The organism is Streptomyces sp. NPDC014870 (genome assembly GCF_043081505.1).
Lineage (GTDB): Bacteria > Actinomycetota > Actinomycetes > Streptomycetales > Streptomycetaceae > Streptomyces.
Genome location: NZ_JBIBWQ010000002.1, coordinates 368,087 through 392,060 on the forward strand (window position 1 = coordinate 368,087; position 23,974 = coordinate 392,060).

Genomic DNA, 23,974 nt, shown 5'->3' on the forward strand with positions numbered 1-23,974 from the left:
CCGAACGTGAGGGGACAAGGCTAGTGAAGATCCTGATCAGCGCCGACATGGAGGGTGCCACGGGCGTCACCTGGCCCGCCGACGTCCTGCCCGGGACGCCGGAATGGGAGCGGTGCCGGCCCATGTTCACCTCCGACGTGAACGCGGCGGTCCTCGGCTTCTTCGACGGCGGCGCCGACCAGGTGCTGATCAACGAGGCGCACTGGTCCATGCGCAACCTGCTGCTCGAACAGCTCGACGAGCGGGCCGAGATGATCACAGGGCGGCACAAGACCCTGTCCATCGTCGAGGGGGTGCAGCACGGCGACGTCGACGGCATCGCGTTCATCGGCTATCACACCGGCGCCGGCACCGAGGGTGTCCTCGCCCACACCTACCTGCCCAACTCCCTCACGGGCGTCTGGCTGAACGGAGTCAGGGCGAGCGAGGGGCTGCTCAACGCCCATGTGGTGGCGGAGTACGGCGTGCCCGTCGTCCTCGTCACGGGGGACGACCTGACCTGTGAGGACGCCCTCGGCTACGCGCCCGAGTCGCGCAAGGTCGCGGTCAAGGACTACGTCTCCCGGTACGCGGCGGTCTGCAGGACCCCGAAGCGCACGGCGAGCGAGATCCGGGCCGCCGCGAAGGACGCCGTCGCCCTCGCCGTACGACACGAGCCGGTGGCGGCCGGGCCGTTCACCGTCGAGCTGGAGTTCGACGCCGAGCACCTGGCCGGCGCCGCGACCGTCGTCCCCGGGGTGGCCCGGAGCGGCGAGCGCCGCGTCGCGTACACCAGCGCGACGATGTACGAGGGCATTCGCACGTTCAAGGCGGTCACCACGATCGTCTCCGCAGCGGTGGAGGAGCAGTATGGCTGAGCCCGTCCCGAGCCTGGACCGTGCGGCGCTCGACAGCGCGGCACTCGACGAGGTGGTGACCTTCACCTCCGAGCTGATCCGGATCGACACCACCAACCGGGGCGGCGGGGACTGCCGCGAACGGCCCGCCGCCGAGTACGTCGCCGAGCGGCTCGCCGCCGCCGGCCTGGAGCCCGCCCTCCTGGAGCGGACACCGGGCCGGACGAACGTGGTCGCCCGGATCGAGGGCACCGACCCGTCCGCCGACGCCCTCCTGGTCCACGGTCACCTCGACGTCGTCCCGGCCGAGCCCGCCGACTGGGCCGTCCACCCCTTCTCCGGCGAGGTCCGCGACGGAGTGGTCTGGGGGCGCGGCGCCGTCGACATGAAGAACATGGACGCGATGGTCCTCGCCGTCGTCCGCTCCTGGGCCCGCCAGGGCATCCGGCCCCGCCGGGACATCGTCCTCGCCTACACCGCCGACGAGGAGGCCAGCGCCGAGGACGGCTCGGGCTTCCTCGCCGAACACCACCCCGGCCTCTTCGAGGGCTGCACCGAAGGCATCAGCGAGTCCGGCGCGTTCAGCTTCCATCCGCAGCCCGGCATGACGCTCTACCCGATCGCGGCGGGCGAGCGCGGCACCGCCTGGGTCAAGCTCACCGCGCACGGCCGGGCCGGACACGGCTCCAAGGTCAACACCGCCAACGCCGTCACCCGGCTCGCCGAAGCCGTCGCCCGGATCGGCGCCCACAGCTGGCCCGTCCGCCTCACCCCGACCGTCCGTGCCGCGCTCACCGAACTCGCCGCGCTGTACGGCATCGAGACCGACGTGACCGCCCGGGACTTCGATGTCGACACGCTCCAGGAGAAGCTCGGACCGGCGGCCGCGCTCGTCGAACCCACCGTGCGCAACAGCGCCAACCCGACCATGCTGGAAGCCGGTTACAAGGTCAACGTCATTCCCGGCCGCGCCGTCGCGTACATCGACGGCCGCACACTGCCCGGCGGCGAGGAGGAGTTCGCCGCGACGATGGACCTGCTCACCGGGGACCACGTCGCGTGGGAGTACCACCACCGCGAGGTCCCCCTGGAGGCCCCGGTCGACTCGCCGACCTTCGCCCGACTGCGGGCGGCCGTCGAGCACTTCGACCCGGCCGGGCACGTCGTGCCGTTCGCCATGTCCGGCGGCACCGACGCCAAGCAGTTCTCCCGGCTCGGCATCACCGGCTACGGATTCTCCCCACTGCGACTGCCCCCGGAGCTCGACTACGCGGCGCTCTTCCACGGAGTGGACGAGCGCGTGCCCGTCGACGCCCTGCACTTCGGCGTCCGGGTCCTCGACCACTACCTGAAGTCGGCGTAGGTTGCGTCGGGTTCGAGTTCTCGTTCCACCGCCCGAGTCCGTGTAAAGGAAGTCGCGATGGTACCCACGGGCCCCTACGGCACCTGGCCTTCCCCGATCGACGCCGCGCTGGCCGCCCGCCACGACGGGCGGCCCGAGTACGTCGGCTTCGTCGGCGACGAGGTGTGGTGGACCGCGCCCCGCCCCACCGAGGGCGGCCGGCGGGCGCTCGTCCGCCGGCGCGCCGACGGCACCGAGGAGTCGGTGCTCCCGGCCCCCTGGAACGTCCGCAGCCGGGTCATCGAGTACGGCGGACTGCCCTGGGCCGGACGGGCGCGCGCGGACGGCGGCCCGCTCCTCGTCTTCGTCGACTTCGCCGACCAGCGGCTGTACGCGTACGAGCCCGACGCCCCCACCGAAGCCGGGCCCCGGCCGCTCACCCCCGTCTCCGCCGTCGGCGGCGGGCTGCGCTGGGTCGACCCGCTCATCCACCCCGAGCGCGACGAGGTCTGGTGCGTCCTGGAGGAGTTCACCGGCCCGGCCCCCACCGACGTGCGCCGGGTCCTGGCCGCCGTACCCCTCGACGGTTCGGCCGTCGACGACCGGGCCGCGATCCGCGAACTCTCCGACGGACGCCACCGGTTCGTCACCGGACCCCGGCTCTCCCCGGACGGCGGGCAGGCGGCCTGGATCGGCTGGGACCACCCCCGCATGCCCTGGGACGGCACGGAGGTCCTCCTCGCCGACGTCGCCCCCGACGGCACCTTCGGCCCGGCGCGGACCGTGGCCGGCGGCCCCGAGGAGTCCGTTCCGCAGGTCGGCTGGTCGGCCGGCGGACAGCTCCTCCACGTCAGCGACCGCAGCGGCTGGTGGAACCTCTACCGCACGGACACGGACACGGGCACAGGCACGAGCACGGGCGCCGACGGCAGCGGCGAGCCGGTCGCCCTGTGCCCGCGGCCCGAGGAGTTCGGCGGGCCGCTCTGGAAGATCGGCCTCACCTGGTTCCAGCCGCTGGAGAACGGGCTCGTCGCCGTCATCCACGGCAAGGGCGCCACCGCCCTCGGGATACTCGACCCCGACAGCGGCGAACTCGTCGACACCGCCGGGCCGTGGACCGAGTGGGCCGCCACGCTGGCCGTCCACGGCACCCGGGTCGTCGGCGTCGCCGCCAGCCCGCGCAGCGCGTACGAGGTCGTGGAGCTCGACACCCGCACCGGCCGCGCCCGGGTCCTCGGCTCCGCCCACGACGACCCGGTGGACCCGTCGTACTACCCCGAGCCCCAGATCCGCACCTTCACCGGGCCCGACAACCGCGAGATCCACGCCCACGTCTACCCGCCCCACAGCCCCGACCGGACCCCGTCGGGACAGGAGCTGCCGCCCTACGTGGTGTGGGCGCACGGCGGGCCGACCGGGCACGCCCCGCTCGTCCTCGACCTGGAGATCGCCTACTTCACCTCCCGGGGCATCGGCGTCGCCGAGGTCAACTACGGCGGCTCCACCGGCTACGGGCGCGCGTACCGCGAACGGCTGCGCGAGCAGTGGGGCGTCGTCGACGTCGAGGACTGCGCCGCTGTCGCCGAGGCCCTCGCCGCCGAGGGCACCGCCGACCCGGCCCGGCTCGCCGTCCGGGGCGGCAGCGCGGGCGGCTGGACCACCGCCGCCTCCCTCGTCACCTCCGACGTCTACGCCTGCGGCACGATCATCTACCCCATCCTCGACCTCCTGGGCTGGGCCACCGACGAGACCCACGACTTCGAGTCCCGGTACCTGGAGTCGCTCGTCGGCCCGCTCGCCGAGGTGCCCGCCCGCTACCAGGAGCGCTCGCCGCTCGACCACGTCGAACGGATCTCCGCGCCCTTCCTGCTGCTCCAGGGCCTCGACGACGTGATCTGCCCGCCCGCGCAGGCCGAGCGCTTCCTCGCCCGGATGGCGGGACGGGGCGTCCCGCACGCGTACCTCGCCTTCGAGGGCGAGGGGCACGGCTTCCGCCGGGCCGAGACGATGATCCGCGCCCTGGAGGCCGAACTCTCGCTGTACGCGCAGACCTTCGGCGTCGTGCGCTCCGACGTGCCCCCGCTGGAGCTGAGGAAATGACCGTGACCGCGCTGACCCGGCCCGCCCGGCTCCGCCCCGGCGCCCGCGTGGCCGTCGTCGCCTCCAGCGGGCCGATCCCGGAGGACCGGCTCGTCGCGGGCCTCGACATCCTGCGCGGCTGGGACCTGGAACCGGTCGTCGCGCCCCATGTCCTCGACACGCACGGGGAGCTGGGATACCTCGCCGGCGGCGACCAGGACCGGGCCCGGGACCTCCAGGAGGCCTGGTGCGACCCGGACGTCTCCGCCGTGCTCTGCGCCCGCGGCGGCTACGGCGCCCAGCGGATGGTGGACCTGCTCGACTGGCCGGCGATCCGCTCCGCGGGGCCCAAGGTGTTCGTCGGCTTCAGCGACGTCACCGCCCTGCACGAGGCGTTCGCCGTCCGCGCCGGTCTCGCGACCCTGCACGGCCCGATGGTCGCGGCGGCCTCGTTCCTCAAGGACCCGCGCACCCAGGAGTCCCTGCGCGCCACGCTGTTCGAGCCCGAGTCGGTCCGGACCCTCGGCCTCCCCACCGCCCGCCCGCTGGCCCCCGGCCGGGCGCACGGCGTGACCCTCGGCGGCTGCGTGAGCCTCCTCGCCGCCGAGCTGGGCACCCCGCACGCCCGTCCCTCGGCCCGCGGCGGCCTGCTGCTCCTGGAGGACGTGGGGGAGGAGCCGTACCGGCTCGACCGCATCCTCACCCAACTCCTGCGCTCCGGATGGCCGGCCGGCGTCGCGGGCGTCGCCCTGGGCTCCTGGGAGGAGTGCGGACCCTACGAGGATGTCCGCGCGGTCCTCGCCGACCGGCTCGGCGGCCTCGGCGTGCCGGTCGTGGAGGAACTGGGCTTCGGCCACAGCGAGACCGCGCTCACCGTCCCGCTCGGCGTTCCCGGGGTCCTCGACGCGGAGTCGGCGACCCTGACCCTGGACGTGCCGGCGCTCGTCTGAGGCGCGCGTCCGGACCGCCCGCGCCCACCGCACTCCTTCACTGAATCTCCGTCAACAACCGCTGTCCGACGCGTTGACGCGGTCTGACACGTGTCACACCATGGGCCCGCTCGGTGCATACCAGTCGGAAATCCTCAGTGTGGAGGCCCCCGTGTCCGTGTCCCGCGCGCTGCCGCTGTCCCGCACGCTCCTCGCCCTGGCCGCGACCACAGCCCTTGCGGCGCCGCTCGCCGCGGCGGGCCGCGCGCAGGGCGCCGAGCCCGGCACGTACACCGTCACCCCGCTGACGTTCACCGTCGAGGCGGGCGGGCGCACCTGCGGCGTCGACGCCGACCTGTACCGGCCGGCCGGGGTGGACGCGGCGCACCCCGCACCGGCCGTGCTCGCCACCAACGGCTTCGGCGGCAGCAAGACGGACGGGTCCACGGACGCCATCGGGAAGGCGTTCGCCGAGCGCGGGTACGTCGGTCTCGTCTACTCCGGGCTCGGCTTCGGCAGGTCGGGCTGCCTGATCTCCCTCGACGACCCCCGTATCGACGGGCAGGCCGCCGCCCGGCTCCTCGACTTCCTCGGCGGCACCCGCGCGGCCGACGACGGCATCCGCGCCGACTTCGTCGTCCGGGACGGCGCGGGTGACCCGCGCGTCGGCATGGTCGGCGGCTCCTACGGCGGCGCGATCCAGCTCGCCACCGCCTCGGTCGACCCCCGCCTCGACGCGCTCGTCCCGCTCATCACCTGGAACGACCTGGCGTACTCCCTCGCCCCGAACGCCGCGGACCGGGCCACCCCCGGCGTCTTCAAATGGCAGTGGGCCAACGGCTTCTACCTGATGGGGGAGGGGCAGCCGCTGCTCGTCCCGTCTCTCGACCCCTCCCGGATCAACAGCCTGCGCTGTCGGCACTTCGTCACCGACGCCTGCGACACCGTCCGGCTCCTCAACTCCGGCCGCTACCCCGCCGCGGAGACGAGGAAGATGCTCGACTTCGCCCGGAGCGTCTCCCCGGTCTCCTACCTCGACCGGGTCACGGCGCCGACCCTGATCGTCCAGGGCCAGGCCGACAGCCTCTTCACCCTCAACGAAGCCCAGGACACCTACGAGCGCCTCCAGGCGCGCGGCGTCGAGACCAAGATGATCTGGCAGTCCTGGGGCCACAGCGGAGGCCAGGCCCCCGGTGAACTCGACCTCGGGCAGGGCAACCTGGAGACCAGCTACGTCGGGCAGCGCGTCCTCGCCTGGTTCGACCGCCACCTCCGGCGCGACGCGGCCGCCGACACGGGCGCCGAGTTCGCCTACTACCGCTCCTGGCAGAGCGGCTACGGCACCGCGGCCCGCGTCCCCGCCCTCAGCCAGAAGCTCTACCTCTCCGGCGACGGCAAGCTCGTCGACAACCGCGCCAAGGTCGCCCGCGGTTCCCGCGCCTACACCAACTGGCCGGTCCCCACGAGCCACTCCGAGTCCTCGCTCGCCGGTCTGATCGGCCTGCCCGACCCGCAGCCGTACGACCTCGCCGGCACCCACCTCGCCTGGACCAGCGCCCCGCTGACCGCCCCCGTCGACCTCGTCGGCGCCCCGAAGGCCACCCTCCGGGTCGTCTCCCCGAAGGCCGAGCGGGTCCAGGACTCGGGCGACGCCGCCGACCGGCTCGTGCTCTTCGCCAAGCTCTACGACGTCGCGCCGGACGGGACGAAGACCCTGGTCAACCGGCTCGTGGCGCCGGTGCGCGTGCCCGACGTGACCCGGCCGTTCACGGTCGAACTGCCCGGCATCGCCCACCGCTACGAGGCGGGCCACCGGCTGGAGTTCGTGATCGCCGCGAGCGACGACGCGTACGCCGGGAACCGCGGTGTGAAGCCGGTGATCGTCACCGCCGCGCCCGCGGACACCGGCACCCTGGAGCTGCCACTTGTCAAGGGCCGGGTGGGTTAGCAGCCAGAAGGGTGGATTCACGCGACCTTCGGTCGTTCTTTACCTGTTCTTTTCCCACTCTGCGGGCAGCGGGCCGCAGACTGTGCCTCCGCCTACGCACCGTGAGACGCCGGTGCGGGTGGCATCTCCCCGCCTCGTAGAAGGACCGAAGGCCCCGTGCCACTTCCCCTTGTGCTGTCCGGCCGCACCGTACGGCTGGAACCCCTTGCACCACAGCACGCCGTCGCGATCGCCGCGGCCGGCACCGAGGACCGTACGACGTACGCGTTCACGCCCGTCCCCCACAGCCTGGACGCGGCGGAGATCTATATCGAACGGGCCCTGGCCGATCAGGCCGCGGGCCGGGCACTGCCCTTCGCCGTCGTCAGTACCGCCGACGGGCGGGTCGTCGGCTCCACCCGCTTCCTGGAGCTCGACTACTGGCAGGGCCCCCTGGTCTGGCCGGCCGTCCCCGGGGTGCCCTACGGCGACCCGCTCACCGCGGTCCCCGACGCGGCCGAGATCGGCAACACCTGGCTCTCCCCGGGAGCCCAGGGCACCGGCATCAACGCCGAGGCCAAGCTGCTGATGCTGCGCCACGCCTTCGAGGCCTGGGGCGTCCGACGCGTCTCGATGCGCGCCGACGCCCGGAACCTGCGCTCGCGGGCCGCCATCGAACGCCTCGGCGCCACCTGCGAGGGCGTGCGCCGGGCCCACTCGCGCGGCCTGGACGGCGCCGTACGGAGCACCGCCTTCTATTCGGTCCTGGACGAGGAGTGGCCGATGGTGCGCGGGATCCTGGAAGCCCGCCAGGCGGCGGGCATGACCCGTGCCGCCGCCGGCACCGCCACGGACCCGCGCGGTCCGCTCGTCCCCGCGTAGCCGCCGCGCGGAGTCGGCCGGGCAGCCCCCGCTCGGACCGGGGGCTGCCACGGCCTGTCCTCAGGGCGTGGCAGCCCGGGGGTCACGGCCTGTCCTCAGACCCCGGCCCTCGGCTCGAGGCGGCTTCCGCGCGGCCGGGTCAGGGACATGATGTCGCTGGGGCCGTCCAGCGTGATCCGGTGCCACCGGCCGCGCGGGACGACCGCCGCTGCACCGGCCGCCAGCTCGATCTCCTCCTCGGCGTCCCCCGGCCGCTCGGGGCGGAACGAGAGCCGGATCCCGCCCGTCAGGCAGGCCACCACCTCGTCCGCCTCGGTGTGGATCTCCCAGTGGTCGGCGTGGACGTCGGCGTCGTCCTCCACGTGGAAGGTCATCACCTGCCAGCCGTCCCGCTCGGGGTCGAAGACGGGAGGTACGGCGCGCACCTCGCCGCCGTGGTCGAGGCGGAGGAACGAGGAGAAGAGGTCGATCGGGGTGACGCTCATGTCGTGAGGCCTTTCCTCGGTGGTCGTGGGGAGGGTGGTGGTTCAGTCCGTGCCGGCGGTCAGTCCGTGCCGGCGGTCAGCGCGCGCCGCAGGGCCGCGCAGAGCTCGGCGAGCTGCCGCTGGGAGACATCGGCGGAGAGGATCGCGAGCGACCCGTGGAAGGTGCCCGGCCACTGGTGCAGTTCGACCGGCACGCCCGCCCGGAGCAGGCGCAGCGCGTAGTCGAGGTCCTCGTCGCGCAGCGGGTCGAGCTCCGCCGTGGAGATGTACGCGGGCGGGAGCCCGGACAGGTCGGCGGCCCGGGCCGGCGCCGCGTACGGGGTGGCGGGCTGTGCGCCCAGGTAGTGCCGCCATGCCACGGCGAGGGTCTCGCGGTCGTGGGCAGGGGTGTCGGTGAAGGTCCGCTGCGACCAGGTCTCCTGCCGGTCGTCCAGGGCGGGCTGGTTGAGCACCTGGAAGCGGATCGCGGGACCCTGCTCGTCCCGCGCCCGCAGCGCGACCGCCGCCGCGAGCCCGCCACCGGCGCTGTGTCCGCCGACCGCGATCCGCTCGGGGTCGATGCCGAGTTCGGCCGCGTGCTCGGCCGTCCAGGACAGTACGGCGTACACGTCGTCGAGGGCGGCGGGGAACCGGTGCTCGGGAGACCGGCGGTAGTTCACCGAGATCACGACCGCGCCGGAGCCGGCCGCGAGCCGGGCGCCCCAGTGGCGTTCGGTGTCCAGGTCGCCCACGACCCAGCCGCCGCCGCTCAGCCAGAGCACGGCGCCCCGGGCGTCCTTCGGCCGGTAGATCCGTACCGGCACGTCCGGATCGGCGGGCACCGTGCGGTCCTGGACGTCCAGGCCGGTGGTGTCCGGCGCCGGTATCGAGGCGGCGAGCGCGGCGACCCTCGCACGGGCGGCCACCGGGTCGGTCAGGTCCTGTCGGGGGAGCAGCGGGACGAAGGGTTCGAGTTCGGGATCCATGCGGCTCATCCTCACGGCCACGGACCGCGCGGTCACCCCGGCGCCCGTCGCGCTTACCGCCCCGAAATCGCACCGATCGGCGCCCCCTCCGAGGCCCCTCGCGCGCTCTACTCTTGCGCCATGGAGGCACTCGCCGTACGGCTGTCGGGACTGGATGCGTACGCCGAAGGCGCGATCCGCGTCGTCGCGTTCTACGACACCCTCATGCGCCGCAGGGTCGACCTCCCGGCGCTCGCCCGCGCGTCGGCGGGCCTCGCCGAGTGCGTGGCCGGGATCCGGCTCCACGGCACGGGACGGGCGTGGCGCGTGGCACCCGACGGCAGTCGGCCGTCCAACGCGTCCTCACCGGTGTCCGGGGCGGCGCCCGTGCCGATCACGCTGGACGAGGAGGAGATCGGCGAGGTGTGGCTGGAGCGGCCGGGACCGCCGCTGCTCCTCGACACGGTGGTCCTCGAGCGCCTCGCCCTCGCCGCCGCGACGGTCGTCGAGCGGTACGGTCCCGCCCGCACCACCATGGCCGACCCCGCCCTGGTCGAACTGGTCATCAGCTCCGGCGGCGACGCGGCCGCCACGGTACGGGCGTTACGGCTCCTGGGGTTCCCCGCCGACGCGCCGGTCGAGGTCGTCGCCGTACGGTCGCGGCTGCCGCTCCACCGGATCGGAGCCCTCGTCTGCCCGGGCCGCACCGTGAAGGCGGCCACGGTCGGCGACGTGGGCGTCCTCCTGACCAGCGGGGTGGCCGAGGACCGGTTCCCGGCGGATGCCCGCGCGGGCATCGGCGCCGCCGACAGCCCGGAACGGTCCTGGCGGGAGGCCCGCACCGCGCTCCGTTTCACCACCCCGCACCACCCGGTCGTCCACCACGCCCGGCTCGGGGCCATGGCGCTCCTCGCGCAGCTGACCCCGGACGCCGCACGGGAGAACGCGGACGTGGCGGCGGTCGCCGCCCTCGCCGACAACCCCGGCGACCTCGCGACCCTGGACGCCTACTGCGCCACCGGCTCCCAGCGCCGGGCCGCCCAGCTGCTCCACCTCCACCACAGCAGCGTCGCCCGCCGCCTGGAGCAGATCGGCAAGACGCTCGGCGTCGAACTCACCGAACCCGCGGGCCTCGTACGGGCCACCGTCGCCCTCACGACCTGGCGGCTGCTCACCGACCGGGACGGCTGAGACGCGCACGGGCCGGACGCGCCACGGGCCGGGTGGGACCCCCCGTCTCCCACCCGGCCCTGCCCGCCGCCGCGACTACGCCGCCTTGAGCGCCGCGTAACCCGGGCGGACGACCTCGTCGATCAGCCGCTGACGCTCCGGGAGCGGCAGGAAGGCGGCGTCGAGGGCCGCGACCGTGAACTCCTCGAAGACCTCGGGGCCGTAGCCGAAGGCGTCGACCATGTGCTGGAACTCCTCGCTCATGGTGGTGCCGGAGACCAGCCGGTTGTCCGTGTTCAGCGTGATCCGGAAGCCGAGCCGGCGCAGCTCGTCGATCGGGTGCGAGGCGTAGTCCTTGGCCGCGCCCGTCTGGAGGTTGGAGGTCGGGCAGACCTCCAGGGCGATCCGGTTGTCGCGGACGTACGCGGCGAGACGGCCGAGCGTGCCGTCCTCGGCGATGTCGTCCGTGATCCGCACGCCATGACCGATCCGCTCGGTGCCGCAGACCTGCACGGCCTCGTGGATCGACTCCGCGCCGACGGCCTCGCCCGCGTGGATCGTGAAGTGGCAGTTGTGCCGCTTCAGGTGCTGGAAGGCGGGCAGGTGGCGGGCCGGCGGGTTGCCGATCTCGCCGCCGGCGATGTCGAAGCCGGCCACGCCCTGGTCCCGGTGCGCCACCGTGAGCTGGGCGATCTCCAGCGAACGGTCGGTGTGACGCATGCCCGTGAGGAGGGTGCGGACGGTGATCCGGCCGCCCGAACGACGCTCGCCCTCGCGGAAGCCCTCGTTCACCGCCTCGACGACCTCGTCCAGGGTCAGCCCGGCCGCCAGGTGCTGCTCGGGGGCGTAGCGGATCTCGGCGTAGACGACCCCGTCGGCCGCCAGGTCCTCGGCGCACTCGGCCGCGATCCGGTGCAGCGCCTCGCGGGTCTGCATCACCGCGCAGGTGTGGGCGAAGGTCTCCAGGTACCGCTCCAGCGACCCGGAGTCGGCGGCGTCCCGGAACCAGACCGCGAGCGCGGCCGGGTCCTCGGTCGGCAGCGCGGTGTAGCCGCACTCCCGCGCCAGTTCGACGATCGTGGCGGGACGCAGCCCGCCGTCCAGGTGGTCGTGGAGGACGGCCTTCGGCGCGCGGCGGATCCACTCGGCGACGGCGGTGGCGGGGGCGGCGGCAGACGCAGCGGCAGGGTTGTCAGACAAGTGCATGGCGCGGAAGTGTACGCCACCACGGGCGCGGGGTGCTGTGACGGACGTCGCCCGCTCAGTTCGACTGGAGGACCGGCAGCGCGGGAGCGCCCGTCGGCAGCATGTGCTTGGCGGCGAGGACCGGGGTCTCCCCGACCCGCACCACCTGGGTGACGAGGACCGCCGGGGTGTCGGCCGGGCGGCCGAGCTGCTCGCCCCTGCGCTGCCCGAGCAGGGTCGCCGTCACGCTGCTGTGCGCGCCGAGCGGCACGCCCCGCGAGGCCCCGGCGAGCACCGCCAGCATCGAGGTGCGCTCGGGCGCCGGCTCGGCGCGCAGCGCCTGCGCGAAGGCCGGGTGCGCCCGCTCCAGTACGTCGTCGGCGGCCGCCCACTCCTGGCTGAGGGCCGCCGCCGCGCCCTCCCCGGCCAGCAGCGACTCCCAGAACCGCAGCTCCGCCCTGGCCGGGGCCAGCAGGTGCTGGGTGGTGAAGTCGGTCGGCTCCTCGACCGCCCGCAGCAGCGCCCGTACCCGCAGCGGGGCGCCCGCGCCGATCAGCTCCTCCAGGGGCTGGATGTGCTCGAAGCCCCTGCGCGGCGGGTGGTCGTTGACGGTCCTGCCGACCCCGCGCCGCACGGACAGCAGGCCGTCCTCCTGGAGCAGCAGCAGGGCCTCGCGCAGGGCGGGCCGGCTGACGCCCAGCTCGCCGGCGAGCTTCGGCTCGGAGGGCAGCGTCGAGCCCGGGGGATAGGTGCCGTCGTGGATGGCGTCCGCGATGCGCTCGTAGAGCACCACGACCGGCCGCCGCTGCTGTCCGCTGACCGCCACTGCCCCTCCTCCTTCGACTTGTCGGCAAGTGAACGGTATGCGGAATCACAGGTCAAAGGGACTTGACGTGTGACGCGCGTAGAACTCACTCTGTTCGGGCGTTGCTTGTCTGACAAGCTCGGTACATCGATCAGGACATCCACGGCAAAGGGGCCTCAATGTCAGCCACCCCCGACCTCAAGGGCCGAGGGCCCATGCTCTTGGCGATGGTGCTCGCCGTCCTCGGGTACCAGATCAACGCCACGATGCTCAGCCCCGCGCTGCCGGATGTCATCGAGCGGCTCGGCACCACCACGGCCGCCGCCGGTCTCTCCCAGACCCTCTTCTTCCTGATGGCGGCCATCGGCCAGGTCACCCTCGCCCGCCTCAGCGACCGGCGCGGCCGCAAGCCGATGATGATCGTCTGCGCCTTCGTCCTGATCGCCGGCAACCTGATGTGCGTTTTCGCGCCGAACATCGAGATCTTCATCGCGGGCCGCATCCTCCAGGGCATCTCCGCGGCGATGTTCACGCTCGCCTTCCTCACCCTGAACCAGCTGCTCACCCCGGCCGGCTTCGGCAAGGCCGCGGGCGTCATCACCGCCGTCAACGGCGGCCTCGCCGGGGTGGACGCCATCGCCGGCGGCCAGATCGCCGACACCATCGGCTTCCGCGGCATCTTCGTCTGCTCCACCCTGATCGCCGTCGCGGGCCTGATCGGCGTACGGAAGTACGTCCCCGAGGTCCCGGCGACCGCCCCCGGCGGCCGCTTCGACTCCCGGGGCATCGCCGCCCTCGCACTCGGCCTCACCGGCATCCTGGTCGGTCTCGCCCAGGGCGCGGCCTGGGGCTGGACCTCCGTCCTCACCCTCGGCTTCCTGCTCGGCGGCCTCGCCGCACTGGTGTTCTTCGTCGTCTCGCAGAAGAGCGCGGCCGACCCGGTCATCGACATCGAGGTGCTGGCCTCCCGCCGCGCCTGGCCGCTGCTGCTCACCACGGTCTGCACCCTCGGCGGCGCCTTCGGTGCCATCGCCCTGACCATCCCGCTCTTCTCCCAGGACGCCCGGATCGGCCTCGGCCTCTCCGCCGTGACCGCCGCCGTCCTCTTCCTCACCCCGATCCAGCTGATCGGGGTGATCTCCGCCCCACTGACCGGCCGTCTCGGCCCGCGGATCGGCTGGCGGAAGATCGTCGTGACCGGCGCCGTCGCCAACTTCGCGATCTTCCTCCTGGCCACCTTCTTCCTGCGCGACGAATGGGTCCTGGTCACCGCGCTCGCGGCGCTCGGTGTCACCTACGGCGGTTTCATGCTGACCGGCCTCAACGGCCTCGCCGTCACCACCGCCCCCAAGGACAAGCCCGGCTCGCTGTCCGGGCTCAACGGCGCCTGCTTCGGGATCGGCGCCTCCCTCGGAATCGCCCTGGCCTCCGCGATGATCACCGCGGGCAGCGACGCGGGCGGACCGACCGAGGCCGGCTACCAGCACGCCATGTACGCGGCCCTCGCCCTGCTCGGCCTCGGCGTCGTCTCCGCCTTCCTCATCCAGCGCCCCGACCCGGCGGAGGAGCCGGCCGACGAGCCGCAACCGGTCCTCGCCCACCACTGACCCGGTCGGCCCACAGCAGGGCCCGGCGACAGGGCCCACCTGCCGGGCACGGCGGGCGAGGCCGCACCCTCACCCGTACGGCCCCTCCCACCGCCCCCGTGCGGACCGGATCCCTCCATCCTGGTCCCACGGGGGCGGCCGCGTACGACGGAGGAGAGGTCCGGGCATGAGTCCCAAGGAGACATCGAGCGGCGGAAGGCCCCGCTCCACCGGACCCTTCACGCCCGCCCGGATCGCGATGGCGGTCGTCGCCGTCCTCACCCTCGTCCTGATCTTCGAGAACACCCGGCAGGTCAGGGTCCGGCTGATCATTCCCGAGGTGACGATGCCGCTCTACCTGGCGCTCCTCGCCACGACCCTGCTCGGCGGGGCCTGTGGCTACTACGCGGCGACCCGGCGGCGCGCATGAGGCGGGCGGCGTTCCTGGGTGTCGGTGCCCTCCTGGCCCTGGCGGCCGTGGCGGTCACCTCGTCGCAGGACGCGGTCGCGGCCGACGACGCGGCGCCGGTGCCCGTCCGGCCGATGCCCGGATTCCTCGGCAAGGGCCTCTGGCGGGTCTTCACCGCCCTCGCCCCGCGCACCCGCCTCGACGTCCACGACGTCGGAGGCCGCGACCGGCGGGTGCTCTGGCCGCCGAACTGGTGGGTGTGCACGCAGTACCCGGCCGAGGGCGCACCCCTCGACGGCCGGACGACGGTCGTGATCGGCGTGGTCAAGCGGGGCGAGACCGTCCCGCCCCGAGTCCGCGCGGCCCGCCGCTGACGGCACCACCACAGGGCCTGGCACCCTGGGGGCATGTCCGACGATCTTGGTCAGTACCTCACCGCCGGTCCGCGCGTCGGCCTGCGCGGCTACTCCCTCGACGACGCCGAGGAGTTCACCGCGCGGGCCCGCGAGAGCCGCGCCACCCACCGGCCGTGGCTCTTCCCGCCCGACAGGACCGAGACCTACGAGCCGTACGCCAAGGCGCTGACCGAGGACCCGGCGCGGGCCGGGTTCCTGGTCTGCGAGCGGGCGGAGCAGGGCCGGATCGCCGGGTTCCTCAACATCAACAACATCGTCCGTGGCGCGTTCCTCAGCGGCGCGCTCGGCTACGGCGCCTTCACGCACGCGGCGGGGCGGGGGCTGATGGGCGAGGCACTCGGCCTGCTCCTCCCGTACGCCTTCGGCCCCCTCGGGCTGCACCGTCTTGAGGCCAACATCCAGCCGGGCAACGCCGCCTCCCGGGCGCTCGTGCTCCGGGCCGGCTTCCGCCTCGAAGGGTTCTCGCCCGCCATGCTCCACATCGACGGCGCCTGGCGGGACCACGAACGTTGGGCGATCACCGCCCCGGAGAACGCGGAATCCGCTCAGCGCTTGTAGTTGATCTTCATCGTGTCCATGTCGGTCACCTTCGACCTCAGCCTTCCGTGCGCGTACCCCCGCTCCGCGAGCGCCGTCTCGACCCGGTCCTCGGCGAGCACGCCGGCCATCTCCTCGCCGTCCGCCGCGTCCGAGACCACCACGAGGCGGTACGAGAAGTGCTTCAGCGTCCTGTCGTAACTGAGCGAGCCCTCCTCGGTGAACTGCATCGCGTCCATCCCGTGCGCGTCCACCTCGGCGAGCAGCCGGGCCCGGCTCTCCTCCGACAGGCCGTCGAACGTGCCGCGCACGATCACCCGGTAGGTGTGCTGCGTGCTCATCTCTCTCTCCGTACTCCCGAAACCCGTTGAAGTCGCAGAGTACGGCGGAGAGGATGAGGCGCATGCGGAATATCGTCGCGCTCGACGCCCCCTCGAACCTCGGTCTGCGTCCCCCGCACCCCGGTACCGTGCCCGGCTGCCACAAGCTCGCCGGGGCGCTGCGCGACCACCGGATCGTGGCCCGGCTCGGCGCCCTCGAAGGCGGAGTCGTCGTCCCGCCCCGCTACGACCTGGGCGACTGGCAGGAGGGCGACGGCGTCTTCAACGCCGCCGCCCTCGCCACGTACACCCGCACGCTCGCCGACCGGATCGAGCACCACGTCAGGGCCGGGGACTTCCCGCTCGTCCTCGGCGGCGACTGCTCGATCCAGCTCGGCGCCTCGCTCGCCCTGCGCCGTATCGGCCGCTACGGACTCGCCGCCGTCGACGCCTCACCGGACTTCCGCCACCCCGGCAACTCCGACCGGGTCGGCGCCGCGGGCGGCGAGGAACTGGCCCTCGCCACCGGCCGCGGCCAGCGGGACCTCACCGACCTGGAGGGCCGCGGCCCCTACCTGCGCGAGGAGGACGTCCGGCTCTTCGGCATCCGCGACACCTACCACGACGACCCCGAACTCGTGGAGCTGCGCGCCCTGAAGGTCCCCGTCGTCACCGTCGCCGATCTACGGGCCTGGGGCCCGGCCGAACTCGCCGCCGCCACGGTCACCGCCTTCGGGACCCCCGCGCTCGACGGCTTCTGGGTGCACCTGGACGCCGACGTCCTCGACCCCTCCGTGATGCCGGCCGTCGACAGCCCCGACCCCGACGGGCTGCTGCCCGAGGAACTCCTGCCCCTGCTGCGGACCTTGGTCCGCTCCGAGCGCTGCGTCGGGCTCAACGTCACGATCTACGACCCCGATCTGGACCCGGACGGCACGGCCGGAGCGCTCCTGACGGACCTCGTCGTCGCCGCCTTTGCCGAAGACTGACGGACAGACCCCCTGGTCGGACGCGCGCCCGCCGTGTTCGATGGCGCCATGACGACCGTACGACGTGCCGTACTGACCCTGCCCGCCGCTCCGTTGGGCCCGGACAACCCGCTGCCCGCCCTGCGGGTCCTCGACGGGACCCCGGCGGTCGACCCGCGCGCCGTCGCGGACGACCTGCCGCGCGACATGGCCCGGCAGCTCGGGTACGCCCCGCTGCGCACCGTGCTGCCCGCGCCCGTCCGCGACGGCTACGGACGCGCGCGCGTGCCCACGGACCTCGACGCGATCGTCATCGAGAACGACCGGGTGCGCGCGACCGTGCTGCCCGGGCTCGGCGGGCGCGTCCACTCCCTGCACCACAAGGCCGGCGGCCGTGAACTCGTCCACCGCAACCCGGTGTTCCAGCCGGCCGCGTTCGCGCTGAACGGCGCCTGGTTCGCCGGTGGCATCGAATGGAACATCGGCGCCACCGGCCACACCACCCTCTCCTGCTCACCGGTGCACGCCGCGATCGTCCCGGCGCCCGGCGGCGGGCAGATGCTGCGGCTGTGGGAGTGGGAGCGGCTGAGGGACCTGCCCTTCCAGGTCGACCTGTGGCTGCCCGAGGGCAGCGACTTCCTCCACGTCGGTGTCCGGATCCGCAACCCGCACGAACGCACCGTCCCCGTCTACTGGTGGTCCAACACCGCCGTGCCAGAGGACCGCAGGATCCTCGCCCCGGCCGAGACCGCCTTCCATCATGGCTATGAGCGCGGCCTGCGCCGCGTACCCGTCCCCGTCGCCCAGGACGGCACGGGCCGCTCCGACGACCGCACGTACCCGCTGCGCAGCGCGCTCCCCGCCGACTACTTCTACGACGTCCCGGAGACGACACGGCGCTGGATCGCCGCCCTCGACGAGACGGGCGCGGGCCTGGTGCAGACCTCGACGGACCTGCTGCGCGGCCGCAAGCTCTTCCTCTGGGGCACCGCGCGCGGCGGCCGCCGCTGGCAGGAGTGGCTCACCGCCCCCGGCGCCCCCGGCTACGCCGAGATCCAGGCCGGCCTCGCCCGTACGCAGCTGGAGCACCTGAAGCTGGAGGGCGGCGCGGAGTTCAGCTGGCTGGAGACGTACGGACCGCTCGCGGCCGAGGCCGGGACCGTCCACGGCGAGGACTGGACGGCGGCCCGCGCGGACGTGGAGCACGCCCTGGAGGCGGCCCTGCCGCGCGCCGCCGTCGACGCCGCGTACGCGAGCTGGCGGGAAGCCGCCGCCGACGCGGAACCGGTCACCGTCCTCGCGACGGGCTCCGGCTGGGGCGCCCTCGAAGTCCTGGCCCACGGACACGAACTGCCCGGGACACCCTTCCCCGCGTCGACCCTGGGGGAGGAGCAGAAGCCCTGGCTGGAGCTGCTCCGCACGGGTGTCCTGCCCCCGCTGCCCGAGGGGCCCGAAGGGCCAGAGGGGCCCGGGGGAGCCTTGCCCGGCCCGTCCCTTGTGGCGGACCACTGGCGGGACATGCTGGAGACCGCGACGCCGCGGCCGCTGACCGAGTACCACCTGGGGATCGCGCAGTGGGCCGCGGGCGACCTGGCACAGGCGGTACGGAGCTGGGAGCGCGGGCTCCGGCACGAGGGCGGCCTCCGCTGGCCGCTGCTGTACTGCCTGGCCGTCGCCGACCAGGAGGGCGGGCACCCGGTCAGGTCCGCCGAACGGTTCGCCGAGGCGTTCGAGGCCCTGGGCGCGGGGGACTCCGTCGTGCGGGCCGCGCTCGGCCGGGAGGCCGTCACCGCGCTCCTGGCCGCCGGTCGCGTCCCGCGGGCGCGTGCACTCCTCGAGCGGCTGCCGGAGGACGTACGCGGGCGTGGTGCCTTCCGCCTCCTGGAGGCCCGCCTCCTTCTCGCCGAGGGACGGAAGGCCGAGGCCCGGGCGGTCTTCGACACGGGCTTCGAGGTCGCCGACCTGCGGGAGGGAGCGGAGACCCTCGGCGAGCTCTGGTCGGCGCTGACCGACGAACCCCTGCCGGACGCCTACGAGTTCCGGATGCGGCCGTAGGCCGAGTCCGGCCTGGCCGGCCCGTCCGGACACCCCCTGGCACGTGCTGTCGTAGTGGGTGACACACGCCACACGACCGGCCCGTCACAAGGATCTGGGCGTCGTGTTCGTCCGGTGCAGCCGCACGGACCGGAGACGAGTGAGGACGACGTCATGGAACCTCGGTTCAACCTGCTCGACAGCCCGACCGCCGCGAAGGTCGTCAAGCGGTTCTACAGCACCTCCTTGGCCCTGCAGGGGTCGACGCTCCCGAAGTCCGTGCGGGAGCTGGTGGACCTGCGCGTCGCCCAGATAAACGGCTGCGGTTTCTGCGTCGACCTGCACGCGAAGGAGGCCGCGGCCGCCGGTGAGACCGCGGTCAGGCTCGGCCTGGTCGCGGCCTCCACGCGGATGAACGTGATCGTGCGCAACCCGGGGGGCTCGTACGAGGCCGGAGGGTTCGCGGGCATGATCGCCGACGGGTCGGACCGACCGCCGGGCGCGTGATCCGGTCTGTCCGGGATCGCGTCTCCGTGGGTGACACCCCCCGCCTGTCAACCACAGTTGACAGGCGGGGGGTGTCAACGTAAGTTGACGCCATGACCGATGCAACCGATCTCGCCGCACGGGCGGGGGACCGTGATCCCCGGGTCGGCCTGCGGGCCGTCACCGCCCTGCGGCGGCTCCTCGAACAGTTGGAGGCCGTCCAGGTGCGCAGCGCCCGCGCCCAGGGCTGGTCGTGGCAGGAGATCGCGGCGGAGCTGGGTGTGAGCAGGCAGGCCGTGCACAAGAAGTACGGGAGGCATTGATGTTCGAGCGATTCTCGGCAGGGGCTCGGGCCGCGGTGATCGAGGCTGTGGAGCGGGCTCGGCGCGACCGCGCGGCCATGGTGACCGAAGAGCACCTGCTGCTCGCGATGTTCGACGCGGAGGGGACCAAGGCGTCCTTCGTGCTGCGGGCCCTCGGCGCGACCGGCCGGCGGGCCTCGCTGGAGGCGCAGCTCTCCGACGCCCACCGGCGGGGCGGCCTGTCGAAGGCCGACATGGAGGCGCTCGCGGGCCTCGGGATCGACGTGCCGGAGATCGTCGCCCGTGTCGAGGAGGCCCACGGGCCGGGCGCCCTCGCCGACGACCGCGAGGGGGGCTCCCGGCGCTTCGGAAGGCCCACCTTCAGTCGCGAGGCCGCGAGCGTCCTGGAGCGCTCCCTGCGGATCTGCCTGGGTCGCCGCGACAAGGTGATCGGCGACGAGCACCTGCTCCTCGCCCTGACCGCCCGCCCGGGCGTCGTCGCCGAGGTCCTCGCGGACCACGGCATCACCTACGAGTCGGTGGAACGCGCCCTCGGGCAGGGCGCTTCCACCGCCTGAGCGGGCCTCCGGCCGGCCGCCCCTCAGGCGGCTCGCCGGTCGACGTACTCGAAGACCGAGCCGTCCGGGTGGACCGCGATCAGATTGCGGCCCACCGGCGTGGGGACCGGGCCCGCCAGGATCTTCGCGCCGGCCTCGGCGAGCGCGGTGAACGCCGCGTCCACGTCCTGGACGGAGATGGTCGCGGAGACTCTGCGCAGGACCTCCAGCTCCGACTCCGGACCGCTCATCAGGAGGAAGCAGCCGACGGCCGCCACCGACACCCCGCCCCGCTCGAAACGCTGGGCGGGGGCCCCGGTGAGCCGTTCGTAGAACTCGACCGCGGTTTCGAGATCGTCGACGCAGATACGCAGAGTGGTCCCGATAATCTCCATATGGGCGAGCCTGGTTGAGGATCAGGGGACCCGGCAGAGGATCTCGCCGTGGGGGACCATGAACCAGCCGTCCTCCTGCTCGCCCCACGCGCGCCACGCCTCCGCGATCTCCCGCAGTGTGTCGGGGGTCGCGTGGCCGCCCTCCACCGCGAGCCGCGCGTAGACCGACTCCGTCGTCCGGTCGGCCCACAGCCCGCTCCACCAGGCGCGCTCCTCGGGCGTCGCGTAGCACCAGGTGCCCGCCGTCGTCGTGATGTCGACGAACCCCGCCTGCCGCGCCCAGGCGAACAGCCGCCGTCCCGCGTCCGGTTCGCCGCCGTTGGCCCGCGCGACCCGCCGGTACAGCTCCTGCCAGCGGTCCAGGACGGGGGAGGCCGGGTACCAGGTGAAGGCCCCGTAGTCGCTGTCCCGCGCGGCGACCAGTCCACCGGGGCGGCACACCCGTCGCATCTCGCGCAGCGCCTGGACCGGATCGCCGACGTGCTGCAGCACCTGGTGGGCGTGGACGACGTCGAAGGAGTCGTCGGGGAAGTCCAGGGCGTGGACATCGGCGACCGCGAACTCCACGTTCTCCAGGCCGCGTTCGGCGGCGACCGACCGTGCCCGGTCCAGCACGTCCTCGGCGGCGTCGACCGCGGTCACCCGGCCCGGCGCGACCAGCGCGGCCAGGTCGGCGGTGATCGTTCCGGGGCCGCAGCCGACGTCCAGGACGTCCAGGCCGGGCTTCAGCTCGGGCAGCAGGTAGGCCGCGGAGTTCGCCGCGGTGCGCCAGGTGTGCGAGCGCAGCACCGACTCGTGGTGCCCGTGGGTGTAGACGGCGGTCTCGTGCGGCCTGGACTGTTCGGAGGCATGCGTCATGACCGGACTCCCTCTGTGTGGGTGGCTGTGCCAACGGTACGCGCACCACCCACATCGCGAGATGGCCATCTCGCGATGTGGACACTGGGTCATGTGAACAGGCGCCGCCGATAGCGGAGTTCGTCGAGGGTCCGGCCCGCTGTCGTGTCCTGGGCGACGGTTCCGTCGGGCCGCCAGCCGGCGGCCTCGTAGAAGCGGCGCCCCCGCGCGTTGTCCGCGAGGACCCACAGCGCCGCCTCCCGGAACCCGTCCGCCGCGAGCGCCTCCTCGGCCGCGGCCAGCAGCCCCCGCCCCACTCCCGCCCCCCACACCTCCGGCACGGCGTACAGCGCCGCGATCTCCCCGGTGACCAGCGGGTCCAGGGCGTCGTGCTCGCCACCCGGCCAGCCCCGGAAGCAGCAGAACCCCACCACCCGCCCGGACGCCCCCTCGCCGTCCGTGGCCACGAACACACCGGGCGCCCGCACCCCGCCGAGCCGCTCCGCCCACACAGCGGCCCGCTCCCCGACGTCCAGCGCGTCGAGGTGCGACTGAGGGAGCAGCCCGCGGTAGGCGGCCTGCCAGGAGCGGACATGAACGCGTGCGATCGCCGCCGCGTCCTCGGGTAGCGCTGCTCTGATCGACATGCGCCGCATTCTCGACCGTACGGACACCCGGAGCGACCGGATTTACGCCTCACCGCACGTTCCCAGGTGGTGTACGGAACCACTCCTCCTCGGGTCCACGGGGCAGCCGGACGACGTCACAGAGGCGGAGGCGGGGCCTCAGACGGGGAAGGTGACGCCCGTCAGTTCCTCCGAGACCGCCCAGAGGCGGCGCTGGACGGCCGCGTCGTGGGAGAGTCCGCTGGACTCGACGAGCTTCGGATGGCCCCTCGTCTCGCCGATGCCGCTCGGGCCGTAGTACTGGCCGCCGCGCACGCCGGGATCGGTCGCCGCGCGCAGCACCGGCAGCGCCCCCATCTCCGTGCTCTGGAGGACCAGCGGGCCGACGGCCGAGACGGCCACGCGCAGGGGTCGGGGCGCGTACCGCATGAGTTCGGTGTCGGCCATGCCCGGGTGCGCGGCGACCGCGACGGTCGTGTCCCGGCCGGCGAGCCGTCGCTGCAGCTCGTACGTGAACATCAGGTTCGCGAGCTTGGACTGTCCGTACGCGGGGACCCTGCTGTACGAACGCTCCCACTGCAGGTCGTCGAAGTGGATCGCGGCCCGGATGCGGTGCCCGACGCTGCTGACGGTCACCACCCGGGACCCCGCGACCGGCAGCAGCCGCTCCAGGAGCAGGCCGGTGAGGGCGAAGTGCCCGAGGTGGTTCGTGCCGAACTGCGACTCGAACCCGTCCCGCGTGGTCTGCTTCGGCGTGTACATCACGCCCGCGTTGTTGATGAGCAGGTCGATCCTGGGGTGGGCGTCCCGCAGTTCCGCGGCGGCCTCCCGGACCGACTCCAGGGACGCGAGGTCGAGTCCCTGCACGGTGACGTCCGCGCCGGGCACGGCGTCGGTGATGCGGGCGGCGGCGGCTTTGCCCTTCTCCACGTTCCGTACCGCCATGACCACCGTCGCGCCGCGTGCGGCAAGGGATCGGGCGGTCTCGAAGCCGAGGCCGGTGTTCGCGCCGGTCACCACGGCCACGCGGTGCCGTTGCCCGGGTATGTCGTCGCTGGTCCAGGTCTGCTTCATGGCAGGTCCTCCTTTTACAGACCATCGGTCTCTTGCTTTCGACCATAAAAGACCACTGGTCTGCTGTCAATGGACCGGTGGTCTGTAAAATGCCGTCATGACGGCTTTCCAACGTGCGCGAAGCGAGGAGCAGCGGGAGGTCCGGCGTCGGGCCATCCTCGACACCACGGCCGCGATGCTCGACACGATGCCGGTCAGCGAGATCAGCCTGAACGAACTCAGCCGCCGGACCGGCCTCGCCAAGTCCAACGTGCTGCGCTACTTCGAGTCCCGCGAGGCGATCCTGCTCGAACTGTTCGGTCACGCCTGCAAGGAATGGCTGGCCGAACTGGCTGCGCGCCTGCCCGCCGACATCGACCCGAGCGACCCGGTCACGACACGCGGCGACCACCTCGCCGCCGCACTCGCCCGATCCCTCTCCGGGCACCGGGTCCTCTGCGACCTGCTCGCGGCCCAGGCCGCCGTCCTGGAACACAACGTGTCCCCTGAAGCCGCCGCGCGCCACAAACGCGCGGCCCACGCCGACCTCATGGCCCTGGCCGAGCTGATCCTCCGCCACCTCCCCGAACTCGGGGACGACGGCGCCTGGAAGGCGAGCGCCACGACCGTCCTGTTCACCGGCGCCCTCTGGCCCCACACCCAGCCCGCCCCGAGCATGCTCGCCGCGTACGAGTCCGACCCCGACCTGGCGGCGATGCGCATGGACTTCTGCCCCACGCTCGAGGAGGCCCTGGCCACCCAGTTCTCAGGACTCCTGGCCCGCACGCGACAGGCGTGACTCCGGCCCCGGCGCGACGGTACGACCTGCGTGCCCGGGCACGGTCCCGGGCCGAGGGCGCGGCT

26 protein-coding genes are annotated in these 23,974 nt (G+C 73.5%); 17 read left to right on the forward strand and 9 right to left on the reverse strand.

Annotated elements, in window-relative coordinates:
* Positions 1 to 23 precede the first annotated feature (23 nt).
* The 6 genes from ACF09C_RS06270 (at position 24) to ACF09C_RS06295 (ending at position 7,995) form a co-directional block, all read left to right on the forward strand.
* Positions 24 to 857 carry a M55 family metallopeptidase gene (locus tag ACF09C_RS06270; protein ID WP_362409954.1) on the forward strand — a complete coding sequence of 278 codons (834 nt, stop codon included), beginning with the start codon at positions 24 to 26 and terminating at the stop codon, positions 855 to 857.
* Positions 850 to 2,199, forward strand: a complete 1,350-nt coding sequence (locus ACF09C_RS06275; RefSeq protein WP_392089306.1) for a M20/M25/M40 family metallo-hydrolase — start codon at positions 850 to 852, stop codon at positions 2,197 to 2,199. The genes ACF09C_RS06270 and ACF09C_RS06275 overlap by 8 nt, the downstream gene beginning before the upstream one ends.
* A gap of 57 nt (positions 2,200 to 2,256) precedes the next feature.
* Complete coding sequence (locus tag ACF09C_RS06280; RefSeq protein WP_392089309.1) at positions 2,257 to 4,278, forward strand: S9 family peptidase; 2,022 nt, start codon at positions 2,257 to 2,259, stop codon at positions 4,276 to 4,278.
* On the forward strand, positions 4,275 to 5,207 hold the full coding sequence (locus tag ACF09C_RS06285; RefSeq protein ID WP_392089311.1) for an LD-carboxypeptidase: 933 nt from the start codon (positions 4,275 to 4,277) through the stop codon (positions 5,205 to 5,207). Before ACF09C_RS06280 ends, ACF09C_RS06285 begins: the two co-directional genes overlap by 4 nt.
* 100 nt (positions 5,208 to 5,307) lie before the next feature.
* Positions 5,308 to 7,134 carry a CocE/NonD family hydrolase gene (locus tag ACF09C_RS06290; protein WP_392089313.1) on the forward strand — a complete coding sequence of 609 codons (1,827 nt, stop codon included), beginning with the start codon at positions 5,308 to 5,310 and terminating at the stop codon, positions 7,132 to 7,134.
* A 156-nt stretch (positions 7,135 to 7,290) separates the two neighbouring features.
* On the forward strand, positions 7,291 to 7,995 hold the full coding sequence (locus tag ACF09C_RS06295; protein WP_392089316.1) for a GNAT family N-acetyltransferase: 705 nt from the start codon (positions 7,291 to 7,293) through the stop codon (positions 7,993 to 7,995).
* A gap of 95 nt (positions 7,996 to 8,090) precedes the next feature.
* On the opposite strand, the gene ACF09C_RS06300 is transcribed toward ACF09C_RS06295, so the two are convergent.
* Both ACF09C_RS06300 and ACF09C_RS06305 read right to left on the reverse strand, forming a co-directional pair.
* The gene (locus tag ACF09C_RS06300; protein WP_392089318.1) at positions 8,091 to 8,480 is read right to left on the reverse strand and encodes a cupin; all 390 of its coding nucleotides are present in this window, start codon (positions 8,478 to 8,480) and stop codon (positions 8,091 to 8,093) included.
* A gap of 59 nt (positions 8,481 to 8,539) precedes the next feature.
* Positions 8,540 to 9,445: an alpha/beta hydrolase gene (locus ACF09C_RS06305; protein WP_392089320.1), complete on the reverse strand. Its 906-nt coding sequence runs from the start codon at positions 9,443 to 9,445 to the stop codon at positions 8,540 to 8,542.
* 120 nt (positions 9,446 to 9,565) lie between these two features.
* Here ACF09C_RS06305 and ACF09C_RS06310 point away from each other — a divergent pair, with 120 nt between their 5' ends.
* Positions 9,566 to 10,615, forward strand: a complete 1,050-nt coding sequence (locus tag ACF09C_RS06310) for a helix-turn-helix domain-containing protein (protein ID WP_392089322.1) — start codon at positions 9,566 to 9,568, stop codon at positions 10,613 to 10,615.
* A gap of 75 nt (positions 10,616 to 10,690) precedes the next feature.
* On the opposite strand, the gene ACF09C_RS06315 is transcribed toward ACF09C_RS06310, so the two are convergent.
* Both ACF09C_RS06315 and ACF09C_RS06320 read right to left on the reverse strand, forming a co-directional pair.
* Positions 10,691 to 11,800, reverse strand: a complete 1,110-nt coding sequence (locus ACF09C_RS06315) for an adenosine deaminase (protein ID WP_392089324.1) — start codon at positions 11,798 to 11,800, stop codon at positions 10,691 to 10,693.
* Between the two features lie 55 nt (positions 11,801 to 11,855).
* A complete protein-coding gene (locus ACF09C_RS06320; protein ID WP_392089326.1) occupies positions 11,856 to 12,605 on the reverse strand; it encodes a GntR family transcriptional regulator in 750 nt (249 codons plus the stop codon).
* A gap of 158 nt (positions 12,606 to 12,763) precedes the next feature.
* On the opposite strand from ACF09C_RS06320, the gene ACF09C_RS06325 reads away from it, so the two are divergent.
* From ACF09C_RS06325 to ACF09C_RS06340, 4 genes are all read left to right on the forward strand, one after another.
* Positions 12,764 to 14,191 (forward strand): MFS transporter, encoded by a 1,428-nt coding sequence (locus ACF09C_RS06325; RefSeq protein WP_392089329.1) that lies wholly within the window; start codon positions 12,764 to 12,766, stop codon positions 14,189 to 14,191.
* Positions 14,192 to 14,357: 166 nt separating this feature from the next.
* Positions 14,358 to 14,600, forward strand: coding sequence for a DUF1049 domain-containing protein (locus ACF09C_RS06330; protein WP_392089332.1), 243 nt, complete (start codon positions 14,358 to 14,360; stop codon positions 14,598 to 14,600).
* On the forward strand, positions 14,597 to 14,953 hold the full coding sequence (locus tag ACF09C_RS06335) for a hypothetical protein (RefSeq protein WP_392089333.1): 357 nt from the start codon (positions 14,597 to 14,599) through the stop codon (positions 14,951 to 14,953). Before ACF09C_RS06330 ends, ACF09C_RS06335 begins: the two co-directional genes overlap by 4 nt.
* 33 nt (positions 14,954 to 14,986) lie before the next feature.
* Positions 14,987 to 15,553: a GNAT family N-acetyltransferase gene (locus ACF09C_RS06340; protein ID WP_392089336.1), complete on the forward strand. Its 567-nt coding sequence runs from the start codon at positions 14,987 to 14,989 to the stop codon at positions 15,551 to 15,553.
* Here ACF09C_RS06340 and ACF09C_RS06345 read toward each other — a convergent pair.
* Complete coding sequence (locus ACF09C_RS06345) at positions 15,541 to 15,873, reverse strand: DUF6204 family protein (RefSeq protein ID WP_392089339.1); 333 nt, start codon at positions 15,871 to 15,873, stop codon at positions 15,541 to 15,543. The two genes, ACF09C_RS06340 and ACF09C_RS06345, sit on opposite strands and share 13 nt — an antisense overlap.
* A gap of 62 nt (positions 15,874 to 15,935) precedes the next feature.
* Between ACF09C_RS06345 and ACF09C_RS06350 the strand changes: the two genes are divergently transcribed.
* The 5 genes from ACF09C_RS06350 (at position 15,936) to ACF09C_RS06370 (ending at position 20,220) form a co-directional block, all read left to right on the forward strand.
* Positions 15,936 to 16,841 (forward strand): arginase family protein, encoded by a 906-nt coding sequence (locus ACF09C_RS06350; RefSeq protein WP_392089341.1) that lies wholly within the window; start codon positions 15,936 to 15,938, stop codon positions 16,839 to 16,841.
* 48 nt (positions 16,842 to 16,889) lie between these two features.
* Positions 16,890 to 18,875, forward strand: a complete 1,986-nt coding sequence (locus tag ACF09C_RS06355) for a DUF5107 domain-containing protein (RefSeq protein ID WP_392089343.1) — start codon at positions 16,890 to 16,892, stop codon at positions 18,873 to 18,875.
* 153 nt (positions 18,876 to 19,028) lie between these two features.
* Positions 19,029 to 19,361, forward strand: a complete 333-nt coding sequence (locus ACF09C_RS06360; RefSeq protein WP_392089345.1) for a carboxymuconolactone decarboxylase family protein — start codon at positions 19,029 to 19,031, stop codon at positions 19,359 to 19,361.
* Between the two features lie 92 nt (positions 19,362 to 19,453).
* Positions 19,454 to 19,663 carry a helix-turn-helix domain-containing protein gene (locus ACF09C_RS06365; RefSeq protein WP_361962939.1) on the forward strand — a complete coding sequence of 70 codons (210 nt, stop codon included), beginning with the start codon at positions 19,454 to 19,456 and terminating at the stop codon, positions 19,661 to 19,663.
* Positions 19,663 to 20,220, forward strand: coding sequence for a Clp protease N-terminal domain-containing protein (locus tag ACF09C_RS06370; RefSeq protein ID WP_392089348.1), 558 nt, complete (start codon positions 19,663 to 19,665; stop codon positions 20,218 to 20,220). The genes ACF09C_RS06365 and ACF09C_RS06370 overlap by 1 nt, the downstream gene beginning before the upstream one ends.
* 23 nt (positions 20,221 to 20,243) lie before the next feature.
* On the opposite strand, the gene ACF09C_RS06375 is transcribed toward ACF09C_RS06370, so the two are convergent.
* From ACF09C_RS06375 to ACF09C_RS06390, 4 genes are all read right to left on the reverse strand, one after another.
* Positions 20,244 to 20,594, reverse strand: a complete 351-nt coding sequence (locus tag ACF09C_RS06375; protein ID WP_392089350.1) for a VOC family protein — start codon at positions 20,592 to 20,594, stop codon at positions 20,244 to 20,246.
* A 21-nt stretch (positions 20,595 to 20,615) separates the two neighbouring features.
* Entirely contained in the window at positions 20,616 to 21,452 is an 837-nt protein-coding gene (locus tag ACF09C_RS06380; RefSeq protein WP_392089353.1) for a methyltransferase domain-containing protein, read from the reverse strand.
* An 89-nt stretch (positions 21,453 to 21,541) separates the two neighbouring features.
* Positions 21,542 to 22,078, reverse strand: coding sequence for a GNAT family N-acetyltransferase (locus ACF09C_RS06385; protein WP_392089355.1), 537 nt, complete (start codon positions 22,076 to 22,078; stop codon positions 21,542 to 21,544).
* Positions 22,079 to 22,216: 138 nt separating this feature from the next.
* Positions 22,217 to 23,131 (reverse strand): SDR family NAD(P)-dependent oxidoreductase, encoded by a 915-nt coding sequence (locus ACF09C_RS06390; RefSeq protein ID WP_392089357.1) that lies wholly within the window; start codon positions 23,129 to 23,131, stop codon positions 22,217 to 22,219.
* 97 nt (positions 23,132 to 23,228) lie between these two features.
* Between ACF09C_RS06390 and ACF09C_RS06395 the strand changes: the two genes are divergently transcribed.
* Positions 23,229 to 23,909, forward strand: coding sequence for a TetR/AcrR family transcriptional regulator (locus ACF09C_RS06395; RefSeq protein ID WP_392089360.1), 681 nt, complete (start codon positions 23,229 to 23,231; stop codon positions 23,907 to 23,909).
* The last annotated feature ends 65 nt before the right edge of the window (positions 23,910 to 23,974 follow it).

Bases quoted from the DNA above. Each gene is read 5' to 3' on its own strand.
- ACF09C_RS06275 (WP_392089306.1), top strand. From the start codon at position 850: ATGGCTGAGCCCGTCCCGAGCCTGGACCGTGCGGCGCTCGACAGCGCG.
- ACF09C_RS06280 (WP_392089309.1), top strand. From the start codon at position 2,257: ATGGTACCCACGGGCCCCTACGGCACCTGGCCTTCCCCGATCGACGCC.
- ACF09C_RS06285 (WP_392089311.1), top strand. From the start codon at position 4,275: ATGACCGTGACCGCGCTGACCCGGCCCGCCCGGCTCCGCCCCGGCGCC.
- ACF09C_RS06290 (WP_392089313.1), top strand. From the start codon at position 5,308: ATGGGCCCGCTCGGTGCATACCAGTCGGAAATCCTCAGTGTGGAGGCC.
- ACF09C_RS06300 (WP_392089318.1), bottom strand. From the start codon at position 8,480: ATGAGCGTCACCCCGATCGACCTCTTCTCCTCGTTCCTCCGCCTCGAC.
- ACF09C_RS06305 (WP_392089320.1), bottom strand. From the start codon at position 9,445: ATGGATCCCGAACTCGAACCCTTCGTCCCGCTGCTCCCCCGACAGGAC.
- ACF09C_RS06310 (WP_392089322.1), top strand. From the start codon at position 9,566: ATGGAGGCACTCGCCGTACGGCTGTCGGGACTGGATGCGTACGCCGAA.
- ACF09C_RS06315 (WP_392089324.1), bottom strand. From the start codon at position 11,800: ATGCACTTGTCTGACAACCCTGCCGCTGCGTCTGCCGCCGCCCCCGCC.
- ACF09C_RS06325 (WP_392089329.1), top strand. From the start codon at position 12,764: ATGTCAGCCACCCCCGACCTCAAGGGCCGAGGGCCCATGCTCTTGGCG.
- ACF09C_RS06330 (WP_392089332.1), top strand. From the start codon at position 14,358: ATGAGTCCCAAGGAGACATCGAGCGGCGGAAGGCCCCGCTCCACCGGA.
- ACF09C_RS06335 (WP_392089333.1), top strand. From the start codon at position 14,597: ATGAGGCGGGCGGCGTTCCTGGGTGTCGGTGCCCTCCTGGCCCTGGCG.
- ACF09C_RS06340 (WP_392089336.1), top strand. From the start codon at position 14,987: ATGTCCGACGATCTTGGTCAGTACCTCACCGCCGGTCCGCGCGTCGGC.
- ACF09C_RS06345 (WP_392089339.1), bottom strand. From the start codon at position 15,873: ATGAGCACGCAGCACACCTACCGGGTGATCGTGCGCGGCACGTTCGAC.
- ACF09C_RS06350 (WP_392089341.1), top strand. From the start codon at position 15,936: ATGCGGAATATCGTCGCGCTCGACGCCCCCTCGAACCTCGGTCTGCGT.
- ACF09C_RS06355 (WP_392089343.1), top strand. From the start codon at position 16,890: ATGACGACCGTACGACGTGCCGTACTGACCCTGCCCGCCGCTCCGTTG.
- ACF09C_RS06360 (WP_392089345.1), top strand. From the start codon at position 19,029: ATGGAACCTCGGTTCAACCTGCTCGACAGCCCGACCGCCGCGAAGGTC.
- ACF09C_RS06365 (WP_361962939.1), top strand. From the start codon at position 19,454: ATGACCGATGCAACCGATCTCGCCGCACGGGCGGGGGACCGTGATCCC.
- ACF09C_RS06370 (WP_392089348.1), top strand. From the start codon at position 19,663: ATGTTCGAGCGATTCTCGGCAGGGGCTCGGGCCGCGGTGATCGAGGCT.
- ACF09C_RS06375 (WP_392089350.1), bottom strand. From the start codon at position 20,594: ATGGAGATTATCGGGACCACTCTGCGTATCTGCGTCGACGATCTCGAA.
- ACF09C_RS06380 (WP_392089353.1), bottom strand. From the start codon at position 21,452: ATGACGCATGCCTCCGAACAGTCCAGGCCGCACGAGACCGCCGTCTAC.
- ACF09C_RS06385 (WP_392089355.1), bottom strand. From the start codon at position 22,078: ATGTCGATCAGAGCAGCGCTACCCGAGGACGCGGCGGCGATCGCACGC.
- ACF09C_RS06390 (WP_392089357.1), bottom strand. From the start codon at position 23,131: ATGAAGCAGACCTGGACCAGCGACGACATACCCGGGCAACGGCACCGC.
- ACF09C_RS06395 (WP_392089360.1), top strand. From the start codon at position 23,229: ATGACGGCTTTCCAACGTGCGCGAAGCGAGGAGCAGCGGGAGGTCCGG.